This window comes from Halomonas salinarum (assembly GCF_012062845.1).
GTDB classification, from domain to species: Bacteria; Pseudomonadota; Gammaproteobacteria; order Pseudomonadales; family Halomonadaceae; genus Onishia; species Onishia salinarum.
Genome location: NZ_WWNB01000003.1, coordinates 134,379 through 158,230 on the forward strand (window position 1 = coordinate 134,379; position 23,852 = coordinate 158,230).

Consider the following 23,852-nt stretch of genomic DNA (forward strand, 5'->3'; position numbering starts at 1 on the left):
CGGCTTTTTTATGTTGATCATGGCGTTGCCCCTCACATGAAACCGGGCCACTCCGGTGATGAGGCTGATATAGCCAGGGAGGATTGCGGTATGATGCAGGGATCATCGGAACGGAGCCACCATGCAAGCTGCACTGCCGCTACCCCTGTCGACCCCCAATCGCAATCTGGTGCGCCTGACGATCGTGCGTGGCATCACCTGGACGGGCTTTCTGGGCGCCATCATCTTCGGCATCGAGGTACTGGACTTTCAGCTGCGTGTTCTGCCGATCATCACCGTGATTATTGCCATGGGGCTCATGAATGTTGCCACATGGTGGCGTCTGGGACGTCCGCGCGCGGTAACAGATACCGAATATCTTCTGCACCTGATGGTCGATGTAACAGGCCTCACCCTGCTCTTTTACTTCACTGGCGGCTCGACCAACCCCTTTATCAGCTACTATCTGGTGCCCGTGACCATTGCCGCGGCCACTCTCCCCTGGCTGTATGCGTGGATCATCGCCAGCGGCTCCATGGCCGCCTATACCTTCCTGATGCTGTTCTACGATCAAGTCCCTCAGCTGAGTAGCGGCGTCATTGCCGCCCCCGTCAATCTTCACGTGCTGGGCATGTGGATCAACTTCGGCCTCTCGGCCGGCTTGGTGACCTTCTTCATTTTCAAGATGGCGCATGCCCTGCGTCGTCGCGAGAAGACACTATCGCGCACCCGCGAGGCGGCACTCCGTAACGAACAGGTACTGGCAGTGGCCACCCAGGCCGCCGGCACGGCTCACGAACTGGGTTCGCCTTTATCCACGATGGCGGTACTGCTCTCGGAGATGCGCCAGGACGCTGGCGATCGCCCTCAGCTGATCGAGGATATCGATTTGCTTAGGGCTCAGGTCGACACCTGCAAGACCCGGCTGCAACAACTGGTGGCCAATGCCGACCGCCGGCGTCTCGACAAACCCGAAGCCCGGGTGGCCGAAGAATGGCTCTCAAGCGTGGTACAGCGCTGGCTGGTGGTACGCCCAGACGTCAGTCATCAGCTGGACATTGCTGATCGGCGTGGCACCCCTGAGCTCGCGGTCGATGCGACACTCGAGCAAGCGCTGATGAATCTGCTCAATAACGCCGCCGATGCCAATCCAGAGAATATCGTCATCAGCATGAACTGGGATGCCAACGACGTAATCATCGATATACGCGATCATGGTCCCGGCGTCAGCCTATCGATTGCCGATCAGCTCGGTGACACCTTCATCTCAACCAAATCCAAGGGCATGGGCATCGGCCTGGTACTCACTCATGCCACCATCAACCGATTCGGTGGCAATGTCAGCCTGTATAATCATGAAGAAGGCGGCACCCTGACCGAGGTCAAACTGCCGCGAAGAGACGCCAGCCAGGGCTGAATTTCGACCACACGCATCGCACACGATCGACGCTGTCAGACTAGACACGAGGACAACATGCCAGAGACGCCACAACGCCTGCTGATCATCGACGACGACGAGATGTTCTGCCATGTCATGCAGCGTGCCATGAGTCGTCGCGGTTTTGAGGTCATGGTGGCGCACGATGCCGACCAGGCCCTGGTACATGCGCGTCAATCACCGCCCGGGATCGCCACTCTGGATTTGAAACTCGAAAATAGCTCAGGGCTAAAACTGCTGCCGGAACTGCTCGACATCGTGCCCTCCTGCCGCGTGGTAGTGCTGACCGGCTATTCGAGCATCGCCACCGCTGTAGAGGCGATCAAGCTCGGCGCAGCGAACTATCTGTGCAAGCCAGCCGATGCCGACGAGATACTGGCGGCGCTAGAGCATCAAGATGGCAACCCGCACACCGAGGTCGCTGATAACCCCCCGTCGATCAATCGTGTGACCTGGGAGCACATCCAGAAGGTTCTGCAGGAGCATGACGGGAACATTTCAGCCACCGCCCGCGCACTGGGCATGCATCGTCGTACCCTGCAACGTAAGTTGCAGAAACGTCCGGTGCGTCACTAGCCTACAGGTACGTCCGTGTGCCTACTCCCTAGCCCTATCGACGCAACACCCCATGCCATGGCATGGGGTGTTAGGGTTAGCGTCATCACAGGCGTTGCCCACGTCATGATGAGACGCCGCCGTCCTATTGCGCGGTCCAACCGAGATCAATGTTCCAGCTCGCCCCGGTAACCGCGCCAGCGAGATCGGAAGCCAGATAGGCGACCAGTGATGCCACTTCAGCCGGCTCGATCAACCGTTTAACAGCCGCATTCTTGAGCATGATCTGCTCAATGACCTCTTGCTCATCCATGTCATGCAGTTGAGCCTGGTCGGCGATCTGGTTATCGACCAGCGGCGTTTTTACGTAGGCAGGACAGATAGCATTGGCGGTAATACCCTGACTACCGCCCTCCAGCGCCGCCGTCTTGGTCAGGCCGATCATGCCGTGCTTGGCGCTGACATAGGCCGCCTTGCCCGGCGATGCCACCTGCGCATGCACCGAGGCAATATTGATGATTCGCCCCCATCCCCCTTCGCGCATGGACGGCCAGGCCGCCTGAGTCAACAAGAAAGGGGCTGTCAGCATCAGATCGATGATCTGGCGCCACTTGGCCTCTGGGAACTCCTCAATACTGGACACATGCTGGATGCCGGCATTATTGACCAGGATATCCAGGCGCCCAAAGCGACGCAGGGCCTCATCGACAGCCGCACGGCAGGCATCTGCATCCGTCAGATTAGCTTGAAAGAAGACCGCGCCAGCCGCTTCTGCCACGGCCTTCCCCTCACCATTGAAATCGACTGCCAACACCTGATGACCTTGGCGACAGAACTCCTCGACCACTGCAGCGCCGATACCGCTGGTGGTTCCAGTGACCAGCGCAACGCGCGGCGATGCCTCCTTTGACGTGATACTCATCGCTAGCTCCTGATTAAGGTGAGGTTGATGAAGGGGGGGGACACTCCGCAGTGCGGAGACGTGGGCCAGCATACGACGAGGCTTGAGCCAAACACCAGTGCGGCACTGCAACATGCCCTGTCGATCAGACGAAAGAATGTGTCGGAGAGCCCTAGCGAGGCGGGTTGTGGTGCGCCTCAGCCTCGTTATGCACGCCGGAAGAGTCATCCATCGGTGATGCCATCACACGCTCCATCAAATGTTGCGCCAAACGGCTGGCATCCTGCATGGAGGTCAGGTGGCGAAGATCATCGAGCAGCTCACAGCGCCATAGCCAGTGCTCGTCATCGACCCTCTCGGCCACGAAAAGATAATAGCCCCCGGGCAAGGCAATGGTGCACTCAGCCGCTTCAGCCTCGGATGGGGCATCAGCGGGCATGACTACCGCCAGCGAAAGCGATAAGGGTGTGATCAGCGCTCCACATAAGGCGTTGCCAAAAGGTTGAAAACACAACATATCAACGCCGAGATGCGGATTGCGCGCCTTGGCCGTCTTGAATGTCGACACGTGAGTCGCGTAATAACGCTCGGCCAACCGCTGAAGGCGGGCATAATCCGACGGCATTAAGGCTTGCATGACACGACTTTCATCACTGAGCGTTTCCTATCTGGCGTGCATCAAATCGACCGCATGATGAAGCGATCCGCTGGGCAATCTCAAGTACTCTCTCACGTACTCTCTCACGTGCTCTCTCAAATACTATCTCTGTGCGTTTCGCACGGCAGCGACTGAGCCATGAGACTGCTAGAATACCTGCATTCTCCCTTATCAACGCTAATGCCCGACGCGGAGCCGCCATGCAGACTGACCAACGCCTCGAGATCGCCATTGATATCGCCAAGCAGGCCGGCCAGGCCATCATCGATGCCCGTCAGTCCCAGGACTTCTCTCAACGCTACAAGGCGGGAAGCGAATTGGTGACCGACACCGACGTCGCCGTCGATACACTGATTAGTCGCGCCCTCGACCAGCACTTCCCCGACGAAGCACGCCTGACCGAAGAACTCTCGCCAGACCGAGGCGCCATCGAACAGTCTGGCCCCCTCTGGGTGGTGGATCCCATCGATGGCACCGTCAATTTTGCGCATGGCCTGTCCCACGTCGCCGTGTCTATTGCCTGGGTGGAGGATGGCAAGATAGAGATGGGGGTCGTCCACGCCCCTTTCCTCGGAGAAACCTTTACCGCCGTGCGCGGCCAGGGTGCATGGCGCAACGGCGAGCGTATCCGTGTCAGCCGCGCCTCACAGTTGACCCAAAGCCTGGTCGCAACCGGCTTTCCCTATCGTCGGGATAGTCGACCACCGCTGATCCGTCGTCTATCCGCCGTGCTTGAGCACTGTCAGGATGTTCGTCGCAACGGTGCTGCCGCACTGGACTTATGCGATGTGGCCTGCGGTCGCATGGATGCCTATTACGAGAGTGTCTCTCCCTGGGATTTTGCGGCCGGCGTTCTGATTGCCCGCGAAGGTGGTGCGCGAACCGGACACCTCTACGACTGCCCATCTAGCATTCCAGAGGATCTCTATGGAGAAAACCTGCTGGTGAGTGCCCCGGATATTCACGGTGACTTGGCCAAGCTATTGATTCGCGCGGATGAAGACCGTCACGAGACCGGCTGATTCGCCAGGCACTCAACGCCAGCGCTCAATCCATAGCAGCGTGCAATAATTTATGTAGCCATACTCTATTGGCATCCTAAGGCGCATTGGGGAACAATGTGCCCAACTCAACACATCCCTTGCCACTCATTAGCCTTATTTCAAGGAGCCATAAATGTTTGTTGTTATCTTCGGTCGCCCCGGTTGCCCCTTCTGCGTACGCGCCAAAGAGCTGGCTGACAAGTTGAGCGATGTCGGCGCCATTGGCGGTTATCGCTACGTTGATATCCATGAAGAAGGCATCAGCAAGGCCGATATGGAAAAGACCATTGGCAAGCCTGTCGAAACCGTGCCGCAGATCTTCATCGATCAAACCCACGTGGGTGGTTTCACCGAATTCAACCAGTATGTCAGCGATAACGAGCTGATGCCGGAAAGCACAACGCAGTAATATCACGGCATGCACTGACTGCTTGAAGCCGCCTGAGGGCGGCTTCGTTCGTTTAGGGAGGAAAGGCCGGCGTACAAGGTATGCGTTCCGCTCGCGTTGAATGCCCCAAAGCTCGCTGCACCTATACTCAGCGAGACACCCAAGGGCTCGACGTCAGGGAGAGCGTCCGATGCAACGTCAAGAGTTTCTCCAGCAATTGTGGCTGGACTTCATCCATCTACATCCAGAGATCGGCGGCCTTCGCCTATGGCCGGTCGGCAGTGAACCCGAGTTCCTCGCACTGCTGACGCTGAATCACGGCCCCTTCGCCGCCGACAACCTCTCCCCGACACTCCTCAAGTTTGGCTATCGAACTGTCGAGCGACATGCCATGGCGGATCGTGGTCTGCTGGTCTCGCTTTATGCCCCACCCGATGATGGGCCCTGGTTAGTCCTGGGTGAGCTGCAGCTAGGCACCTTGACGAAAGAGCCACGGGATATTCTTCAGGCGCTGGTCGAAAAAGCGCACCCAGCAGACACCTCTGACCAGAACCTGCTGGCGAATGGTCGTCCCTGGCCAATGCCCGAGTGGAATACCTTCTGTCTCTTGCAGCGCATGCATCCACTAGCGGCATGGCTTGCCGTGATGGGGCCAAGACTCCATCACGTCGGCTTCGACTGTGGGCGCCTGGGTAACGACCTCACCACGCTGGACATGCAGCTCGAACAGGCAGGCTTGGATGGCAGTAACGACCGCCATCACGGTGTTTTTCCGGTATCGGCATTGCTCAACTACCGCTTTTATCCCACCTGTTCACAGCGCTTTGCCTTCGCCGGCGGGGATGAACACCGTGTTACCCTCGGTGGCTTGGCGCTGATCCAGCCATGTATACCGAACAATCATGACCGCTCAGCACAGCTGCTCTTGCCCCAGCACACGCGCTGCGAAATCGCCTGATCTGGTAACCGCCTCCTTCGCGCTCCATAGGGGCGCGCCTTCACGCCCCCAGAACGTACCCAACCCTGACGCCATGATGGCACCAGCGTCGCGCTCTGTGTGACAGGTTGAGTTATGCGCGTACCCTACTTACAGTCGCGCGCACTCCTTCACTTGAGCAAGAGACGACTTCATGCAAAACGATCAGCGCACACTGCTCGCCTCCGCTATTGTGCTGATAACGGGAGGGCTCTGGGGCTTCTATTGGCTGCCGGTTCGCACCCTGGGCGATATGGGGCTGCCTGGCGCCTGGGGAACCGTCGCCATCACCGTCGCCACCGTGATCCTGCTCCTGCCCTTTGCCATCAGAGAGCGCCAGCAGCTGGCGCAGGCATCGCCCATTGCCTTGATATCGATCGCCATGGGTGGGGCGGCCTTCGCCCTCTACTCCATCGGCTTCATCTATGGGCGCGTCGCCATCATCATCCTGCTCTGGTTTCTAAGCCCGGTCTGGAGCACGCTGATAGGTCGCTATCTGATGGGGTGGCCTACCCCTCGATTGCGCATTGTGGCGATTGTCCTGGGACTGACAGGGCTGGCCTTGATGTTGGGCGCCGGTGGCGGTCTCCCTCTGCCACGCGGGGCTGGCGAATGGATGTCATTGATTGCCGGCATCCTCTGGTCCTTCTCAACGACCGGCATGCGCACCCGCTCAGACATTGCGGCCCTGCCCTCGGCCTTTGTCTTTGCTGTTGGTGCCGCTATGACGGCGCTTGCCCTGGCACCCTTCCTTGAGCCGGCACCGACGTTTCCCACTCATCACGCCATGAGCATAGCGGGCCTGGCCTTCTTGACCGGTGGGCTGTGGTGGGGGCTGACCCTTGTCGGCTTGATGTGGGCGACCGTTCGCCTTGAGCCCGCGAGAGTCAGCATCCTGTTAATGACCGAAGTGCTGATAGGCGCCGTATCTGCGGCAATCTTTGCCAATGAGACACTGCATAGCATCGAAGTCGTAGGGGGGATCATCGTGCTTCTTGCAGGCCTGCTAGAGGTCCTGCCTGTGCGAGGCAACAGACCCGCGTAACGCCCTCAGGAACACTGCCAAGCGCATTGCCTAAACCAGGGCCAAGATAGGGTCTTTTTCCCGCATATGAGGATTAAAAGTGGCTGAAAATATTAGCTTGCGAACAAAGGGGCGAAAGCGGTAGGGTATGGCGTTTGGCGTCACACAATGCCTAACACGACATCCGGTATGACGCGACACGCAACATCCAAGGAGAGCGATTCATGGCCAACCTGACCGCAGTGACCGACAGCAACTACACAGAAGACGTCATCGAGAGCAGCACGCCGGTGCTGGTGAAGTTCTGGGCGCCCTGGTGTGGCCCCTGCAAAATGCTCGACCCGGTCGTTGAATCTATTGCCGAAGAGCAAGGCGATGCTCTGAAGGTCGTCACCATCAACGTGGATGACGCCCCTGACCTCGCCGCCAAGAATGGCGTCCGTGGCCTGCCGACCATTGCCCTGTTCAAGGAAGGTAGCAAAGTGGAAGCCCTCACTGGCGTGCAACCGAAGGAAAGCTTCGAGGAAATGATTGCCCGTCACAGGTAAGCATCACGTCCCATTCTCGTGATACGCCCAGGCCGTGCCATGCACGCCTGGGCGTTTTTGTGGCGACGCATTCAAGCCGCTGAGGTGGCCTGATCGAGCTTGCCCCTGCCGCGAGGATACCGATCTTCATCGGTCAGCCATTCACCCTGCAAGTCCAACTCGAACTGCACAGGCTCATGTCGCGGGTCGAGCTCATTCAGATAGTGTTGGGTCTCCAACACCGGCATGGCCACAAAGGGCTCCTGTGAGACAGCTTCTCTGGCCCTGCCACGGCGAATCAGCAGCCGCAGGCTGATGAAAGCGGCAAGCGACAGGGCGACGGCGCCGAGGAAGAACCAGAGGCCATCGGGGCCGACAAAGTGCATCACAATCGAGGCACCGAAGGGCCCCACGATCGAGCCAACACCGTAGGCCATCATCAGCTTGCCGTTGGCCGCCACGATCTCTTCAGGTTCCAACCAATCGTTGGTATGGGCCAGGCTAAGCGAGTACAACGTGTGCAACATGGCGGTATGGAAACTCGCCACCACCAGCAGCATCAGGTAGTCGGCCCTCGCGGCCACCGAGATGAAGGCCCCGGAAACGGCCATGATCGCCGCCATGGCAAGAATCACCTTGCGCCGATCGATACGGTCGGACAGCCGGCCCAGTCCCCACTGGGCAAAGAGCGCCACCAGGGTGGTAATGGCCATGAACTGGGCGGTCTGGGCAGTCGACAGGCCGATTTCCTGACCATAATAGGGCGTCATGGCGAAGAAGGCCTGCACCATCAAGCCTGCCGTGAAGGCGCCGACCAGGCCCACTGGCGCACGCTTGAACAATTCCCGAATCTTGATCTTCTGAGGCTTGAGCTCCTGGGCCGCCTTTGGACCATGAATACGATGGATCGATAGTGGCACCAGCGACATGGCGAACAACATGCCCGCGACCGAGAACAACACCATGGTGGCGGGATCCGCCGTATTGAGGAGCCACTGCCCGCCGGCAAGCGAGAGCGTCGAGCACACCAGGTACCAGCCCAACACCTTGCCACGGTTATCATTGCTGGACTCGCCGGACACCCAGGATTCCATGACCATCAACAGGCCCGCCGTCGCCCCGCCGCCGAACACGCGCCATGCAAGCCATGCCCAGGGATTGACCCAAAGGCCATGCAGCATGGCAGTGACCGCCAAGGTGGCCGCACAGGCCGCGAAGACGCGGATATGCCCCACCGCGCGAATGCGTTTCTCGAGCCAGTAGCTGCCGATCACGAAGCCGAACGAAAAGCTCGACATCAGAAGACCCGCCATCTGCGAGGGAAAGCCCTCAAGCGACATGCGTACGCCAAGCAGGGTCATGATCAAGCCATGGCCCAGCAGAAAGCTGATCTCACAGACGAACAGGATCGGCAGTGTTGCCGGCAAACTACGCACCAAACACTCTCCCCAGTAACGACAAAAGGTCCTCATGCGCCTCATGACGATGACCATGAAACGTCACGCCTAAGCGCCGATCTGATGGGTCGACGGGCCCCTGCACGGAAGCATGAATAGCCCGCATCAGGGAGGCTGGAAGGACGGAGCGCATTCTACTGACTTAGCGAGGACTTTCCAGTCCGGGGGAACTTATGCACAGATTCTGTGGATAACACTGTGAAAAATCACGGGAGAGCCGTGATCGGCACCTGACACTGGGCAGTCATTCTCATCATGGTTAGTTTTTCACCACCGCGTTCAATAACCCGATAGCGAGCGAGACACGAAAAAGCCCAGGGCCGCTACTCGGCACCTGGGCTCAGGCGGATCACATGTCCGTCTCAGGGGGAACCTGAGATGGCTAGATCATCAAGCCTCGAAGGTCATCTCCGGCACATGGTCGGGCACCACCAGCGTGCCGGCGGTCTTCTCGACGATTTCCTCGACGCTGACGCCGGGGGCACGCTCGACGAGATGGAAGGCGCCATCCTTGATCTCGAGATAGGCCAGATCGGTCAACACCCGGTTGATGCAGCCCGCCCCGGTCAGCGGCAGATTGCACTGCTCGAGCAGCTTGGATTCACCATGCTTGGAGGCGTGCGTCATGGTGCAGATGATGTTCTCTGCGCCAGCCACCAGATCCATGGCACCGCCCATGCCCTTGATCAGCTTGCCCGGAATCATCCAGGAGGCGATGTTGCCGTGCTGGTCGACCTCGAAGGCGCCCAGCACCGTCAGGTCGACATGGCCGCCGCGGATCATCGCGAAGGATTCCGCCGAGGAGAAGATCGCCGCGCCGTGACGAGCCGTGACGGTCTGCTTGCCGGCGTTGATCATGTCCGCATCCACCTCGTCCTCGGTGGGGAAGCGCCCCATGCCGAGCAGACCATTCTCGGACTGCAGCATCACGTCGATATCGTCCGGCACATAGTTGGCCACCAGGGTGGGAATGCCGATGCCCAGGTTGACGTAGAAGCCGTCTTCGAGTTCGCGCGCCACGCGCATTGCCATTTGTTCGCGAGTCAGTGCCATCTTGTTGCCTCTTGTATCTTGTAAGGGATAAGCGCCAGTGGACCCCGCTCGAGGCCGATGCCGGCGACAGATCTACGAGGAGGCGCTGTGAACCCTTCCTTGGGCGCTACCGACGCCATCCATGGCGTCGGACCTCCTCTATGATCTGTCCCGGTCGCCTCTCGCACCTTCCAGCGGCGCACGTCCTGGAGAGGGAGAAAAACGCTCAGCCCTGGTGGACGGTGCGCTTCTCGATGCGCTTTTCGAAGCTGCCCTGGATGAGGCGGTCGACATAGATGCCCGGGGTATGGATCTGGTCGGGCGCGAGCTCTCCCGGCTCGACGATCTCCTCGACCTCGACCACAGTAATCTTGCCAGCGGTGGCGGCCAGCGGATTGAAGTTCTGGGCCGTGTCGCGATAGACCACATTGCCGTAGCGGTCGGCCTTCCAACCCTTGACGATGGCGAAATCCCCCACCACCGACTCCTCGAGAATATAGTGACGGCCGTTGAACTCGCGCACCTCCTTGCCCTCGCCGATCGGCGTGCCGTAGCCGGTGGCGGTATAGAAGGCAGGAATGCCGGCGCCGCCGGCGCGCATCTTCTCGGCCAGGGTACCCTGGGGCGTCAGCACGACCTTGATCTCGTCTTCCAGCATCTGCTGCTCGAAGAGGGCGTTCTCGCCCACGTAGGAGGCATGGATCTCGCGGATCTGCTTGTCCTCCAGCAGCAGACCGAGGCCGAAGCCATCGACGCCGCAGTTGTTCGAATAGACGGTCAAGTCCTTGACGCCGCGGTGCTTGATCTCAGCGATCAGGTTCTCGGGAATGCCGCAGAGGCCGAACCCGCCGGCGATCACGGTCATGCCGCTCTCGAGCCCGGCCATTGCCTCTTCGTAGGAGTAAACACGCTTGTCGAATCCGGCCATATCGCTGCCTCGATGGTTGAAGAGTGATGGTTGTCGAGTCATCGCCAGTGTCGTGGCAAGACGATCTATTTGTTAAGTTTGTTTTATTTATTGATTGTTTTGTTTTTACAATGAGTTTAACTGCCAGCCTTCGGGTGACCCCATGACCGTCAAGCAGCTACGCGCCTTTCTTGCCGTGGCCCAGACCCTGAGCTTCACCCGGGCCTGCGATCGCCTGCACCTCTCCCAGCCGGCCTTGAGCCTCACCATCAAGGGCCTGGAAGACAGCCTCGGCGGCCCACTCCTGATTCGCAGCACCCGTCGGGTCAGCCTGACACCGGAAGGCGAAGTCCTGGTCCCGCTGGCCAAGCGCCTGCTCGCCGACTGGGACAACACCGAGGAACGCCTGCGCCAGCATTTCACGCTGGAACTAGGCCGCGTCGCGATCGCCGCCATGCCGTCCTTCGCCGGTAACCTGCTGCCCGATGCGCTGATGGCCTTCCGCGCGCGCTTCCCGCGCATCAATGTCACCGTCCATGACGTCATCAACGAGGAGGTCATCGAGATGGTGCGCCGTGAGCGCGTCGAGCTGGGGATCGCCTTCGCCCCCGAGGCCACCGATGGTCTGGCCTTCACCCCCCTGTTCAGGGACCACTTCGTGGCCGTGGTCCCCGCCGCCTCAGCGCTTGCCAACGAGACCTCCCTGGCCTGGTCGGCGTTGCTCGAGGAAGACCTGATTGCCCTGCAGCGTCCCTCGATGGTGCGCCGCCTGCTCGAGCAGGAGCTGGCCGCTCAGGGCGTCGGCCTGTCAGTGGCCTTCGAGAGTCACCAGCTTGCGACGGTCGGCCGCATGGTCGCCAGCGGGCTCGGGGTGAGCGCCGTGCCCTCGCTATGCACCCCCCAGATGCAGGCCCTGGGCGCCCGCTGTCTGCCCCTGCATGGCCCGGTAATCGCCCACGAGGTCGGCTTGCTGTCGCCCAAGGATCGCAAGCTGTCGGTGGCCGCCCAGGCGCTGGCCGAGGTGCTGAAGGGAACCGTCTCGACGCCGGTGCTATGCTCGGAGTGATATTTCCAGTCGAGGAAGATAGCCATGTCGACACGCCTCTGGCAGCCCAGCCCGGATACCATCGCAGCCACCCGGATGGCCACCCTGATGCGCCGCATCGAGGCCGAGCACGGCGTGACCCTCGATGACTACGCCACCCTTCACGCCTTCAGCATCGAGCGTCTAGACGCCTTCTGGTCCCTGCTGTGGGACGAATTTGGCATCATCGCCGAGGCGCGGGGCGATCGCGTGCTGGCATCGCCATCGGCCATGCCGGGGGCTCGCTGGTTTCCCGACGCCCGTCTCAACTTCGCGGAGAACCTGCTCTGGCGCCGAGACGAACACACGGCGCTGATCTGCTGCGACGAGCGCGGGCGACGCCAGCTCGTCAGCTATGCCGATCTGTATCGTGATGTTGCTCGCCTGGCACAGGCACTCAAGGTGCGAGGGGTAGCGCCTGGCGACCGGGTCGCCGGGATCGTGCCCAATGGCCGACACGCGGTCATCGCCATGCTGGCCAGCGCCAGCCTCGGGGCGATCTGGTCGTCCTGCTCGCCGGATTTCGGCGTTCACGGCCTTCTCGACCGCTTCGGACAGATCGAACCCAAGGTACTGATCGCCGCCGACGGCTATACCTGGACGGGCAAGCCCATCGATATTCGCGACCGCGTGGCAGAGGTCGTGGACGCGATCGCCTCGCTCGAGACGGTGGTGGTATTCCCCTTCCTCGATGATGACCCGGACCTGGCAGGCATCGAGGGCGCCATCGCCTGGTCACGGTTTCTCGATAACGATGCCGATACGGTGGTCTTTACGCCACTGCCCTTCGCCCATCCGCTTTATATCCTCTACTCCTCGGGCACTACGGGGACACCCAAGTGCATCGTGCACAGCGCTGGCGGGACCCTGCTGCAACATCTCAAGGAGCATCGCCTGCACACGGACCTGAGCAGTGACGACGTCCTTTTCTACTACACGACCTGCGGCTGGATGATGTGGAACTGGCTCGTCTCGGGCCTTGCCACCGGCCTCAGCCTGGTACTGTACGACGGGTCTCCGTTCGCCCCGGATCCCAAGTCACTCTGGTCACTGGCTGAGCGAGAAGGCATCAGCGTATTCGGCACCAGTGCCAAGTACCTGTCGGCCTGCGAGAAACAGGGACTCAGGCCAGCACAGCGGTTCGATCTCGGCAAGCTGCGGGCCCTGCTTTCCACCGGCTCGGCGCTGCTCCCCCAGTCGTTCGATTACGTCTATGACGCGATCAAGCAAGAGCTGATGCTGGCCTCGATCTCCGGCGGCACGGACATCGTCTCCTGCTTCGCCCTGGGCTGCCCGATCCGCCCGGTGTACCGCGGCCAGCTACAGTGCCGAGGCCTCGGCATGGCGGTCGCGGTCGTCGACGATGACGCTCAGCCGGTATACGGCGAGAAGGGCGAGCTGGTCTGCACCCGCCCCTTCCCCTCGATGCCCATCGGGTTCTGGAATGATCCGGGAGACGCACGTTACCGGGAGGCCTATTTCTCCACCTTCCCCGGTATCTGGTCGCAAGGCGACTATGCCGAGATCACCGCCGAGGACGGCCTGATCATCCATGGTCGCTCGGATGCCGTCCTCAATCCGGGTGGAGTGCGCATTGGCACCGCTGAGATCTATCGACAGGTCGAGAAAGTCGAGGAGGTCCTGGAGTCGCTGTGCATCGGTCAGGACTGGCAGGATGACGTCCGCGTCATCCTCTTCGTCCGGCTGCGCGACGGCCTGACGCTCGATGACGCCCTGAGCGAGCGCATCCGCCAGACCATTCGCGCCAATACTACCCCGCGCCACGTGCCCGCCAAGATCCTCCAGGTGGCCGATATCCCGCGCACCCTGTCAGGCAAGATCGTCGAGCTGGCGGTCCGCAACGTGGTGCACGGGCGTCCGGTCAAGAACCGGGACGCTCTGGCCAATCCCGACGCCCTTCGCCACTTCGAAGACCTACCCGACCTACAATCCTAAGCGGCAGGCCACTCAACCCTCGCCGGGTTCGCCCTTCAATGCGGCGGTGGCGTTGATGCCGCCGCTGGGCAGCCTCGGGGACATGAAGTAGCATTAGAGGCTTGAGCCAAGTGGTTGAAGGAGAACGTATGTCGATCATCAAGGGACTCGTCAGTCTGCTGCTGCTGGTGATCAATACGTTGATCTGGTCAATCCCGCTGCTCACGCTGATTTTTCTCAAGATCATCACGCCCGGGCGCCCGCTACGCCGACAGGTACTCAAGGGGCTGAACGCCATTGCCGAGCAGTGGATCGGCTTCAATCTCTGGTGGATACGTCACTGGTTAAAGCCGGATCTGCAGATCGACCGTCCGGACGGGCTCAGTCCAGGTCGCTGGTGGCTGGTGCTTGCCAATCACCAAAGCTGGACCGACATTTTCATGCTGCAGATGGCGCTGCATCGGCGCATTCCGATCCCGCGTTTTTTCATCAAACGCGAACTGATCTGGATTCCCATCATCGGGCTTGCCTGGTGGGCATTGGAGTTCCCCTTCATGGGACGTTACTCCCGCGAAGCCATGGAGAAGAACCCGGATCTGGCGCGACGTGATCGCGAGGCCACCAAGCGCATGTGCGAACGCGCCCAGGACATGCCGACCGCGATCTACAACTTCGTCGAAGGTACGCGTTTGACGCCAGCCAAGCATGCGGCTCAGCAGAGCCCCTACCGTCACCTGCTGAGACCCAAGGCCGGCGGCACGGCCCAGGTGATAGGCTTGCTGGGGCATCAACTGAGCGGCATTCTCGATGTCACTATCGTCTATTCGCGCCCCCAGCCGACGTTCTGGCGCTTTCTCTGCGGTCGCGAGGGGGCCATTCGGGTTAACGTGCGGCGACTCGAGGTACCGGCCTGGATGCCGGGCGGCGATTATCACCGGGACCCGGATTACAAGGAACGCTTCCAGACATGGATCAACGAACTGTGGCAACACAAGGATCGGACCCTCGACGCCAGCGACTGAACCTTGCCGTTCTGTTCCTGACCGCTCTGCTATTGGTCGGCTGTGCGGGTCATGGCGGCTGGAATCAATCCGTCACGCCCGGCAACTGGATCAGTGTGAAGCGAGGCGACACACTGGGCGAATTGGCCAGTCAGGCAGGTGTGCCCCTGGAACGCCTACAGCGCTTCAACCCCGGCGTGAAAGCTCGCTCTCTGGCCATTGGCCAACGCCTGCTGATTCCCACTCACCAGGAACGCGCCCCCTACGGAGGCCCCTATCGTTACCAGGTGCGCCCCGGCGATACCTATGCGGGCATCGCCCGCCACTTTGGTACCCGCACCCGTCGCCTGAGCGCCGGCAATCCCGGTATCTCGGCATCGTCGCTACGTGTCGGCCAACTGATCCAGGTGCCGATGAATGATGCCAACGTGTCCCGAAGCGCCTCGTCTGGTGCATCATCTTCATCCCGGTCATCGGCCTCAAGCACACAAAAACGTTCCGCGCCCAGCGGCCCCTTGCCGTCTTCGGCTGGCAGCTGGCCCTGGCCTATCGACAACCACCAGGTGACCCGGTCGTTTGGCAAGGACGCCCGCGGCACCCTTCAGCCCATGATCCTGTCAAGCGCCAGCTCTGATGAAGCCCGTGCGGTAGCTGACGGTGAAGTGCGTTTCGCCGGCAGCATGCGCCAGCTTGGCCGCGTCGTTATCGTGCATCATGCCAATAATCTGCAGAGTGTCTATGCCCTCTGTCGGTCACTGTCGGTCAGTGCGGGGGAAAGCGTCAGCCGTGGTCACACCGTTTGCCGCACAAGCAGTGGCGATAGCGGCAATGAATTGCTCTTTGATATGCGCCGCGCCGGTAAGCCGATCGATCCCCGCCGGGTACTTCGCTAGCAAAAGCTTCGAGGCGCGCCCGCCATGCGCCTTGACCGCCTTCGACGGCCGACGCCACTCGGTGTCATCTAGACGTCATGGATTGGTCCCTGTCCTGTCATGCTCCGCCGTGATCCTGATATCACGCCTCATGAACGGGACACACGAGCCTTATGCGCATCTGCTTCGTCAGCGATACCTGGTCGCCGGACATTAACGGGGTGGCCCACACCCTAGGGCACCTGAGTCGCGAACTTACTGCACGCCATATCACCTTACAGCTGGTGCGCCCGCGGCCCGATAACGGCAGCCGGGCAGAAGGGATCGATGACGAACTGCAGGTAAGTGGGTTCCACCTTCCCGGCTACCAGGCCATCAAGATCGGCCTCCCCGCCGGGCGCGCCTTGGCACGTCTCTGGCAGGCTCGCCGACCGGATGCGGTCTATATCGCCACCGAAGGCCCGCTGGGCTGGTCGGCGCTGCGACAGGCCAGACGGCTGGGGCTGCCCGTCGCCAGCGGCTTTCATACCAATTTCGATCACTATGCCAGCGACTATGGCGTTGGCTGGCTGGAAGGCTCGGTCACCGCGGTACTCCGCCACTTCCATAACCGTACCGGCGCGACGCTGGTGCCTACCGCGGCACAAGTCAGGGCGCTGAGCGCCAAAGGCTTTGCCAACGTTCAGGTGATGAGCCGCGGCATTGATGCCCGACACTTTTCACCGGACAAACGCGACGCGACACTTCGCGAGAGCTGGGGCGCCGTTGAGCATCAGCCGGTGGCCTTGCATGTAGGGCGCATGGCCAGCGAGAAGAACCTGGACCTGCTGGTCGAAAGCGTGGAGGCCATGCAGCAGGTTCAGCCAGACCTGGTCACCGTGCTGGTGGGTGATGGACCATTGCGGGACAACCTGCAGAGGCGACTGCCCAATGCCATCTTTACCGGCTTCATCAACCGTGAATCCCTTGCCCGGCATTACGCCAGTGCCGATATCTTCGTGTTTCCCTCCTGCTCGGAGACCTATGGCAACGTCGTCGCTGAAGCCATGGCCAGCAGTCTCGGGGTCGTGGCATTCGACCATGCTGCCGCCAGCGAACTGATTACATCGGGTGAGCAGGGGCTGACGGTCCCGGTGGGCGACGAGGCGGCCTTCATCGAGCAGGCCGTCTCCCTGTGTCAGCACCCGGCGAGCTACGCACAGCTAGGACGTCTGGCCCGGCAGCGTGTCGCCGCCACGGGCTGGGATCGCATCACCGACGATTTCATGCGCATTCTGCTTTCACTCAAGGAGACATCCGATGACGCCGCGAACGCCCTCCGTCTTTGAGCGCCTCGACTCACTCGAGTGGAAGCTATGCCACCGGTTCGCCCTGGCCAGTAATACCCGGCTGCTGTCGCTTGTGACACTGCGGCTCGCCAGTCGCGTCGGCGATTGGCCCGCCTGGGTCCTGTTAATCATGGCGCAACCCTTGTTGGACCCGGGCCAGGGATGGCAGCGACTGGTGCAATTCAGTCTGACGGCTGTCGTGGCCTTGTTGGTTTACCGCCTGCTGAAGACGCGACTGTGTCGCGAGCGCCCTTCCATTACCTTTGAGTGTATTCCCTGTACGGAGCCGCCCCGCGACCGTTACAGCTTCCCCAGCGGCCACACCATGCACGCGATGATGTTCACGGTGCTAACCGCCGTTTCGACTCCCTGGTTGCTCTTGATCGTGGTCCCGCTTGCCACCCTAATCGCGATCTCGCGGGTCGGACTGGGACTTCACTACATCAGTGATGTCGTCGGCGGCGGCGTCATCGGCATCATGTTTGCTTTAGCAAGCCTGGCGCTCTTGCCGCTGGCAGGCTGACCCCGCGACAGATGCAGCAAGGACTGGCAAGCTGAGGTCATGAACGACTTATTCTCCGGGTCGCTAGCCTGGCAGACCCTTCTCGATTCGCCACCCTTATCGCTGGGGGTTGGCCTGCTAGGCCTCGAGCGAGCCAATACGCTGCTAGGGCAAGTGGACCGGCAACTGCACTGGCAGCGGCCCAGTATCACCCTATACGGCCGCCAGCATCCGATACCCCGCCGCCAGCTATGGATGGGCGACTCAGACGCCACCTATCGTTATTCCGGTGAGACGTTTTCACCTGAGCCCTGGCACCCCGCCGTTCAGGCCATCAAACACGCCATCGAACGCACGCTTGCAGCAAACGGCCATCCTGCAACCTTCAACAGCGTGCTGCTCAATCGCTACGCCGATGGTGAGGATCGCATGGGATGGCACAGCGATAACGAACCAGAGCTGGGTCACGACCCGCTGATCGCCGCGGTAAGTCTCGGCGCCGAGCGCCCCCTCCGCTTTCGCTGGCAAGACCGGCGAGCGCCCGCTTTCAATGTCTGGCTACCCCACGACAGCCTGCTGGTGATGGGCCCCGGCACCCAGCGTCAGCTGCAACATGCTCTGCTACCCCGCAAGCTGCCCGGCCTCCGTATCAGCCTCACCTTTCGCCAGGTATATCCTCGCTGAGCGTACACGCTCGTCACGCCCGTTCCGGTTTCGCACAACACCTGACCCCGCCTGATTCATGGGTCCGCTGACCGAGGGCTGTAAAGCTATGAGCTTACGGCATCACGCTTAATATAGTCGGGCTCGCCTCAAAGGTTTGGAGACTATATTGCATCATCGAGGGAAGGGAAGAATTACCTGCTAGACTGGAAACGAGACGGGGTTCACCAGGAACGGGCGTCAACAATCTCATAGGAAGAAAGTCATGAGATCCAAGAGTTCAAGGGACGAGATATATGAGAAAGGGGTTCCCGAAAGCTGGTTTTTTGCCTAGCAGCCCCGTCTGGAAGTTTCCACCGAAAAGGGAAAACACTTCGAGATACAGGTCGCGGGGGAGGACATCTATCCTTGGACCTTTCATGTAGATGACAATCCACCATGTGGAAACATGTGTTATGGTGATGAGTCATTTTTTCAGCCATCGCAGAGGGGAAGATCAGCGAAGGCTCGCGGATTGGTCCATCTCTCGGCTTACGTAGTTAAACGAACAAAAACACTGGCCGATTTACCTATGACAACCGCCACTTGGTTTATCTTATTAGGCTCACTGCTTTTGGTAGTGGGTTTCACTTTTTCCTATATCAAAAGCGTGCCGGCCACCTCCGCTATTGTGTACCTTGTCATCGGGTGCATTGTTGGCCCCATGGGCTTGGGGCTTTTCCATTTTAATCCGCTGGAAGAGTCGGGGTTACTGGAGCTACTGACCGAGATTGCCGTACTGATTTCGCTCTATTGTGCTGGCGTAAAAATGCCAGCGCCAGTGAGCCTGAAGCGATGGCAAAACCCCATGCAACTGGCGGTAGTATCGATGGCACTCACGGTCGGACTAGTGACACTTTTCGGCTATTACTGGCTCACTTTACCGCTTGGGGCCGCCGTGTTGCTAGGTGCCGTAGTGGCACCGACTGACCCTGTTTTGGCGACCGAGGTGCAGGTCCGTAGCGCTGATGACCCTGACGAACTACGTTTTTCATTGACCTGCGAGGCCGGAATGAATGACGGCAGCGCCTTTCCGTTCGTCATGCTCGGTCTGGGGTTGATGGGGCTCCACGACCTTGGCGATGGGGGGTGGCGGTGGCTGGCAGTGGACGTGCTCTGGGCAAGCGGCGCAGGCATCGGTATCGGTATCTTGGCGGGCATTAGTGTCGGTTGGTTAGTCACCAGGATACGCGCTCGCTTTGCAGGTACCTCCTTTCTAGAAAGTTTCCTCGGCCTGGGACTCATCGCATTTGCTTATGGAGTCAGCCTGCTAGTGGGTGCATGGGGCTTTTTAGCCGTTTTTAGTGCTGCGGTTGCTTTACGCCATACTGAATTGAAATTGTCCGGATACAAACAAGATTACTCATCACCTGCCGAGGCAAGTATAGATGGAGAACCGCATCCTATACCGCATGTGAGTGCAAGCTCGTTGATATTCAATGAGCATCTCGAACGTCTGGCAGAAATTGTATTGGTTCTACTGATAGGTGGCTCGCTCTTCTGGGACTCCTGGAGTTGGCGAGCCGTAGGTTTCGCAGCCTTTCTATTTTTCGTCGTTCGTCCTATCAGTGTTCATATTGGCATGTTGGGAAGCAGATCATCCATGCGTATGCGCCACCTCATGGGCTGGTTTGGAGTGCGTGGCATTGGCTCGCTTTACTATCTGATGTATGCCATCCAGCACGGCATTCAAGAAGACATAGCACTGGAATTGATACACCTTACCCTAGTAGTGGTTGCCATATCGATCCTGGTTCACGGGATTAGTGTCAAGCCCGCTATTTCTCGTTATTGGCGTTCACGGAACCTTAAACATTAGCGATATATTGAGCCTCGAATATTCAATTACCTGGCCCCGTCGTCTACGGTGTTCTGCTCACCGAACAGACAGGTTAGCCAGGTGGTGCGCACATAGAAATCCATGGCCACCACCTGGCTAACCTGACGACTCACAAGTATAAAAAACGTTAAGCGCTACCGAGAGTAAAGGCTTCGTTGTTATCGAATTTACGGGGTAATTTGAAACGCAGAATGGGTATTGAAAAAATGAAAAAAGCTCTCCGGTGGTAACAAAAGCAATGTCGATGATGGCCATGCCGAATTACCGTCATGGCTTACCGGCTAGCGTGTGTCCTTCAATCATGACCCGACGATAGATGCTTTGATCGGCAGCATAGCAGCCACAGGAGGCCTCGATCAGGCCCACCCGATCCAGCACTGTGATATCCCCACGGTGATAGCTGATCAAATGTCGCCCCTGAAGCGACATGGCGGCCAGTGTGATGCCGGCGCGGCGCACCCCCAGCATCATGGCCAGAAATTCGTGGGTAAGATGCAGCAGATCGGAGTGCGCACGATCCTGGGTCATCAACAGCCAGCGCGCCAGTCGGGCTTCGACCTGATGAAAGTGGGTACATCCCACCACACGTGTGAGCTGGTGCATCAGCACATAGAGATAGCGCTTCATCAGCGCCTGAAGCGCAGGGCTCTGCTCCAGATGACGACAAAAGGCTGCCGCCGGCATCCGCAGAGCCGGCCCTGCGCCTTGCACCAGGGCACGCAAGGGTGATTCATCGAGCCCCAGGGCCAAGGGGATCCCCAGCATGCCTTCACTTCCCACCATCGCCACTTCCAACCGATCCCTGTCACTCAGGTTGGCAATCAGAGAAATGAAGCTGTCGAGGGGGAAGTAGACATGCAGGATCGATCCACCGGGCTCGGTGATGACCTCACCGAACGTCAGGTCGATAGTCTCGCAGTCGGCTAGAAAAGATACCCTGTCCTGAAGTGACAGGCTCTCGATCAGAGCATTGGTCATCGTACTGGGGATAGAGGACTGCATGTGCTCGCTCCTGGTGACAACCCGACCATCGGCACATGGCAAGTATCCACCAGGCTCCGAGGCCAGCGACAGCCAAGGGTGATCGGGCAATCACCGATAAGCCACCAAGAGAAGCGTGGCATGCTTATCATCATGGCGTCGGTACGCCAGGAGACACACGAAGGACACATCCTGCTCGAATACGATGCTGCGCAACGAGGGCAAGGGGCCCATCAAACGGGGCGATGATAGGACAGCAGGCGATCATATTCCTTCTTGACGACTGAGTAGCACTCACAGACTCGTTCTTCCAGGCCAGGCCTATCCAGGATACTGATACGTCCGCGATGGTAGGAAATCAGTCCAGCCCTCTGCAGCTTTCCGGCTGATTCGGTGACACCCTCTCGACGGACGCCGAGCATGTTGGCAATCAGCTCCTGGGTCATCACCAGTTCGTTGGTTGGCAATCGGTCCAGGCTCAGCAACAGCCAGCGACACAGTTGCTGATCCAGGCTGTGATGCCGGTTGCATACTGCCGTCTGTGACATTTGGGTAATCAGCGCCTGGGTGTAATGCAGCAATCGGTACTGAAGCGTTGTGGCGCGACCGAATTCATCCTTCAGTAGCTGTCCCTTGAGACGGTAGGCACTGCCAGCGTTCTGCACGACGGCCCGACTCGGCGTGGTTTCCCCGCCCATGAACAGCGATATGCCGACGATACCCTCGACACCGACAACAGTCATTTCAGTCAAATCACCATCGCCCATGACGCATAGCAGCGACACGATGGCATTCGTCGGGAAGTAGACATGGCGCATCACCTTGCCCGACTCGGCCAGCGATTCTCCCAGCCGCAGATCGACTCGCTCAAGGTGAGGCGACAAGCGCTGGCATTCATCCCTCGGAAGTGCCGCCAGCAGGTGATTCTGAAGAGGGTCATCTTGCAGGGCCAAGCGAGACGCTCCCGGATCGAACAAACCACCCTATGGGAGGAGTTGTCCGATGGTGGTCAACGAACCAAGACAGCCACTAGAACGCCTTATCGGACTCCCTTCGGATCACGTCAAAAAGCAGGTCAAAGGTTACCCTAAAGCACCAGGCAGTCGATAACCCATTGAAATAAAGGCTAGTCACGCTGAATCATGTGAGTCTCAACGTACTCTCACACCCGCCGCCAGACTCGCAATAAGCGAAGACCATGATCCGTACGCTACCGCACGGAAGGGGCGCCGTCACGCCACTACCATCGCTGATATTGGCCATGAGTTCCAAGATGGAGAGACGACTCGATGTTTCAATACACCGGCAGAACGCCGCTCAACTCCACTTCCTTCCATGCCGAGCAGCCGTTAGGCCAAGGCCTCACCCCGAGAACGGAAGACCTCCCCGAGCGAAAAGCGACCGACGTTTCGAGATGGGACATCGAAGCCGCCATGGATGCCGATAAGGCATGGGCTCGGGTGGCTCTCGACGCCATTGGCCTGGCCCGACGGCACAGGCACTTGGTCGCCCTGCTTTTTCTCGACCTTGACGCCTTCAAGCCCATCAATGATTCGCTCGGCCATGCCCTAGGGGACATGCTCCTTCAGGCCGTTGCGAGCCGTCTCCAGGACTGCATGCGCGACATCGATACCGTCTGTCGCCATGGCGGAGACGAATTCGTGGTCCTTCTTGCCGAGATCAGGCGCCCCGAGGATGCCACCCGGGTCGCGGAAAAGCTGCTTGCCGTCCTGGGTAGGCCGTACTGCATCCAGGGTCATGCAATCTTCATCACACTAAGCATCGGTATCAGCCTCTACCCGGATGATGCAGAAGATGCCGATACCCTTATGCACAACGCCGACACTGCCATGTATCACGCCAAGCGACATGGCCGGAATGGTCAGCATTGCTTCACGGCCGAGGTGAATACCCACCCCCTTCAATGCAGGCGGACGGAGCCGGGCCTGCATCTCCCCCTCCAGCCCTCGCAATGCCTTCTCGACTTCTAGTTGAGGACCAGGCAGCCAACGAAGAGGCCAGTACATACTAAGGCAAACACATTAAGGCGCCCAAGGGCCGCTTCAGCACTACGTGAAGGTGTACAGAGAGTGAGTGGGCTCTGGTCCACTGAGATGCCGCCAGGGTCGTGGCCCTGCTAATGCAGTACGTCTCAGTCTGTTGAGGCTGCCACCTGCTTGCGATGTTTTGAAAATATAACGTTTGAATGTTCAGGATTATGGAATTTTCTTGCGCATTAAACGAATCAAGAAGGGCATTACATACAGTACCATCCAAGCCAGCACGGCACACAGCACCGCGGTTTGCTCGCGTCCCAGGCCAACGGCTATTCCAATGGCTGCAGTGAACCAAATACCGGCCGCTGTGGTAAGCCCTGTGGCGCCCTGGTCATCCTTGCCGATGATGATAGATCCAGCACAAAGAAAGCCGATGCCGGCAATCACTCCTTGAATGACACGGCTCATTTCTGAATCCGAGATACCCGCTTGCTGAGGGATAAATATAAATAGAGCAGCGCCCATGCACACCAACATATGGGTACGTATACCGGCAGACTTTCCACGCTGTTCTCGTTCGAGCCCAAGCAGGCCACCCAAGAGGGCAGCGAACAATAACCTAATCACGACAATAACGAACTCACCCAAATCGTTAAAATCCGAAAACTCAGACTTTATAATACTGGCGATGTAATCCATCTGCTTATTCCTGAAAAGATAGGGTG

25 protein-coding genes are annotated in these 23,852 nt (G+C 59.4%); 16 read left to right on the forward strand and 9 right to left on the reverse strand.

What is annotated here, in order from left to right:
• The first annotated feature begins 121 nt into the window (after positions 1–121).
• Both HF027_RS03680 and HF027_RS03685 read left to right on the forward strand, forming a co-directional pair.
• A complete protein-coding gene (locus HF027_RS03680) occupies positions 122–1,396 on the forward strand; it encodes an ATP-binding protein (protein ID WP_168013006.1) in 1,275 nt (424 codons plus the stop codon).
• A 57-nt stretch (positions 1,397–1,453) separates the two neighbouring features.
• Positions 1,454–1,993 (forward strand): response regulator transcription factor, encoded by a 540-nt coding sequence (locus tag HF027_RS03685; protein WP_168013008.1) that lies wholly within the window; start codon positions 1,454–1,456, stop codon positions 1,991–1,993.
• Between the two features lie 124 nt (positions 1,994–2,117).
• On the opposite strand, the gene HF027_RS03690 is transcribed toward HF027_RS03685, so the two are convergent.
• Positions 2,118–2,894, reverse strand: a complete 777-nt coding sequence (locus HF027_RS03690; protein ID WP_425338662.1) for a 3-hydroxybutyrate dehydrogenase — start codon at positions 2,892–2,894, stop codon at positions 2,118–2,120.
• 151 nt (positions 2,895–3,045) lie between these two features.
• Entirely contained in the window at positions 3,046–3,510 is a 465-nt protein-coding gene (hybE, locus tag HF027_RS03695; protein ID WP_168013010.1) for a [NiFe]-hydrogenase assembly chaperone HybE, read from the reverse strand.
• Positions 3,511–3,731: 221 nt separating this feature from the next.
• On the opposite strand from hybE, the gene HF027_RS03700 reads away from it, so the two are divergent.
• From HF027_RS03700 to trxA, 5 genes are all read left to right on the forward strand, one after another.
• A complete protein-coding gene (locus HF027_RS03700; protein WP_168013012.1) occupies positions 3,732–4,553 on the forward strand; it encodes an inositol monophosphatase family protein in 822 nt (273 codons plus the stop codon).
• 154 nt (positions 4,554–4,707) lie between these two features.
• Positions 4,708–4,983, forward strand: a complete 276-nt coding sequence (locus HF027_RS03705; protein ID WP_136254512.1) for a GrxA family glutaredoxin — start codon at positions 4,708–4,710, stop codon at positions 4,981–4,983.
• 169 nt (positions 4,984–5,152) lie between these two features.
• Positions 5,153–5,920: a VOC family protein gene (locus HF027_RS03710; RefSeq protein ID WP_168013014.1), complete on the forward strand. Its 768-nt coding sequence runs from the start codon at positions 5,153–5,155 to the stop codon at positions 5,918–5,920.
• A gap of 172 nt (positions 5,921–6,092) precedes the next feature.
• Positions 6,093–6,983, forward strand: coding sequence for a DMT family transporter (locus HF027_RS03715; RefSeq protein ID WP_168013016.1), 891 nt, complete (start codon positions 6,093–6,095; stop codon positions 6,981–6,983).
• 203 nt (positions 6,984–7,186) lie between these two features.
• Positions 7,187–7,510, forward strand: a complete 324-nt coding sequence (trxA, locus tag HF027_RS03720) for a thioredoxin (RefSeq protein ID WP_168013018.1) — start codon at positions 7,187–7,189, stop codon at positions 7,508–7,510.
• A 71-nt stretch (positions 7,511–7,581) separates the two neighbouring features.
• On the opposite strand, the gene HF027_RS03725 is transcribed toward trxA, so the two are convergent.
• From HF027_RS03725 to HF027_RS03735, 3 genes are all read right to left on the reverse strand, one after another.
• On the reverse strand, positions 7,582–8,961 hold the full coding sequence (locus HF027_RS03725; protein WP_245184475.1) for an MFS transporter: 1,380 nt from the start codon (positions 8,959–8,961) through the stop codon (positions 7,582–7,584).
• A 375-nt stretch (positions 8,962–9,336) separates the two neighbouring features.
• Positions 9,337–9,999 (reverse strand): 3-oxoacid CoA-transferase subunit B, encoded by a 663-nt coding sequence (locus HF027_RS03730; RefSeq protein ID WP_168013020.1) that lies wholly within the window; start codon positions 9,997–9,999, stop codon positions 9,337–9,339.
• 205 nt (positions 10,000–10,204) lie between these two features.
• Positions 10,205–10,906: a CoA transferase subunit A gene (locus HF027_RS03735; protein WP_168013196.1), complete on the reverse strand. Its 702-nt coding sequence runs from the start codon at positions 10,904–10,906 to the stop codon at positions 10,205–10,207.
• Between the two features lie 142 nt (positions 10,907–11,048).
• Here HF027_RS03735 and HF027_RS03740 point away from each other — a divergent pair, with 142 nt between their 5' ends.
• The 8 genes from HF027_RS03740 (at position 11,049) to HF027_RS03775 (ending at position 20,128) form a co-directional block, all read left to right on the forward strand.
• The gene (locus HF027_RS03740; RefSeq protein ID WP_168013022.1) at positions 11,049–11,951 is read left to right on the forward strand and encodes a LysR family transcriptional regulator; all 903 of its coding nucleotides are present in this window, start codon (positions 11,049–11,051) and stop codon (positions 11,949–11,951) included.
• A 24-nt stretch (positions 11,952–11,975) separates the two neighbouring features.
• A complete protein-coding gene (locus HF027_RS03745) occupies positions 11,976–13,925 on the forward strand; it encodes an acetoacetate--CoA ligase (protein ID WP_168013024.1) in 1,950 nt (649 codons plus the stop codon).
• Positions 13,926–14,053: 128 nt separating this feature from the next.
• Positions 14,054–14,926 carry an acyltransferase gene (locus HF027_RS03750; protein ID WP_168013026.1) on the forward strand — a complete coding sequence of 291 codons (873 nt, stop codon included), beginning with the start codon at positions 14,054–14,056 and terminating at the stop codon, positions 14,924–14,926.
• Positions 14,872–15,798 carry a LysM peptidoglycan-binding domain-containing protein gene (locus HF027_RS03755; RefSeq protein WP_168013028.1) on the forward strand — a complete coding sequence of 309 codons (927 nt, stop codon included), beginning with the start codon at positions 14,872–14,874 and terminating at the stop codon, positions 15,796–15,798. The genes HF027_RS03750 and HF027_RS03755 overlap by 55 nt, the downstream gene beginning before the upstream one ends.
• 152 nt (positions 15,799–15,950) lie before the next feature.
• On the forward strand, positions 15,951–17,105 hold the full coding sequence (locus HF027_RS03760) for a glycosyltransferase family 4 protein (protein WP_168013030.1): 1,155 nt from the start codon (positions 15,951–15,953) through the stop codon (positions 17,103–17,105).
• Positions 17,077–17,628: a phosphatase PAP2 family protein gene (locus HF027_RS03765; protein ID WP_168013032.1), complete on the forward strand. Its 552-nt coding sequence runs from the start codon at positions 17,077–17,079 to the stop codon at positions 17,626–17,628. Before HF027_RS03760 ends, HF027_RS03765 begins: the two co-directional genes overlap by 29 nt.
• A gap of 39 nt (positions 17,629–17,667) precedes the next feature.
• Positions 17,668–18,291 carry an alpha-ketoglutarate-dependent dioxygenase AlkB family protein gene (locus tag HF027_RS03770; RefSeq protein ID WP_168013034.1) on the forward strand — a complete coding sequence of 208 codons (624 nt, stop codon included), beginning with the start codon at positions 17,668–17,670 and terminating at the stop codon, positions 18,289–18,291.
• 550 nt (positions 18,292–18,841) lie between these two features.
• Positions 18,842–20,128 (forward strand): cation:proton antiporter, encoded by a 1,287-nt coding sequence (locus HF027_RS03775; RefSeq protein WP_168013036.1) that lies wholly within the window; start codon positions 18,842–18,844, stop codon positions 20,126–20,128.
• A gap of 288 nt (positions 20,129–20,416) precedes the next feature.
• On the opposite strand, the gene HF027_RS03780 is transcribed toward HF027_RS03775, so the two are convergent.
• From HF027_RS03780 to HF027_RS15550, 3 genes are all read right to left on the reverse strand, one after another.
• Entirely contained in the window at positions 20,417–21,151 is a 735-nt protein-coding gene (locus HF027_RS03780) for a Crp/Fnr family transcriptional regulator (RefSeq protein ID WP_168013038.1), read from the reverse strand.
• 212 nt (positions 21,152–21,363) lie between these two features.
• A complete protein-coding gene (locus tag HF027_RS03785) occupies positions 21,364–22,083 on the reverse strand; it encodes a Crp/Fnr family transcriptional regulator (RefSeq protein ID WP_168013040.1) in 720 nt (239 codons plus the stop codon).
• A gap of 396 nt (positions 22,084–22,479) precedes the next feature.
• Entirely contained in the window at positions 22,480–22,695 is a 216-nt protein-coding gene (locus tag HF027_RS15550) for a hypothetical protein (RefSeq protein WP_245184478.1), read from the reverse strand.
• On the opposite strand from HF027_RS15550, the gene HF027_RS15835 reads away from it, so the two are divergent.
• On the forward strand, positions 22,591–23,121 hold the full coding sequence (locus tag HF027_RS15835; RefSeq protein ID WP_425338663.1) for a diguanylate cyclase domain-containing protein: 531 nt from the start codon (positions 22,591–22,593) through the stop codon (positions 23,119–23,121). The two genes, HF027_RS15550 and HF027_RS15835, sit on opposite strands and share 105 nt — an antisense overlap.
• A gap of 225 nt (positions 23,122–23,346) precedes the next feature.
• On the opposite strand, the gene HF027_RS03795 is transcribed toward HF027_RS15835, so the two are convergent.
• Positions 23,347–23,826 carry an MgtC/SapB family protein gene (locus HF027_RS03795; protein ID WP_168013044.1) on the reverse strand — a complete coding sequence of 160 codons (480 nt, stop codon included), beginning with the start codon at positions 23,824–23,826 and terminating at the stop codon, positions 23,347–23,349.
• Positions 23,827–23,852: the final 26 nt, after the last annotated feature.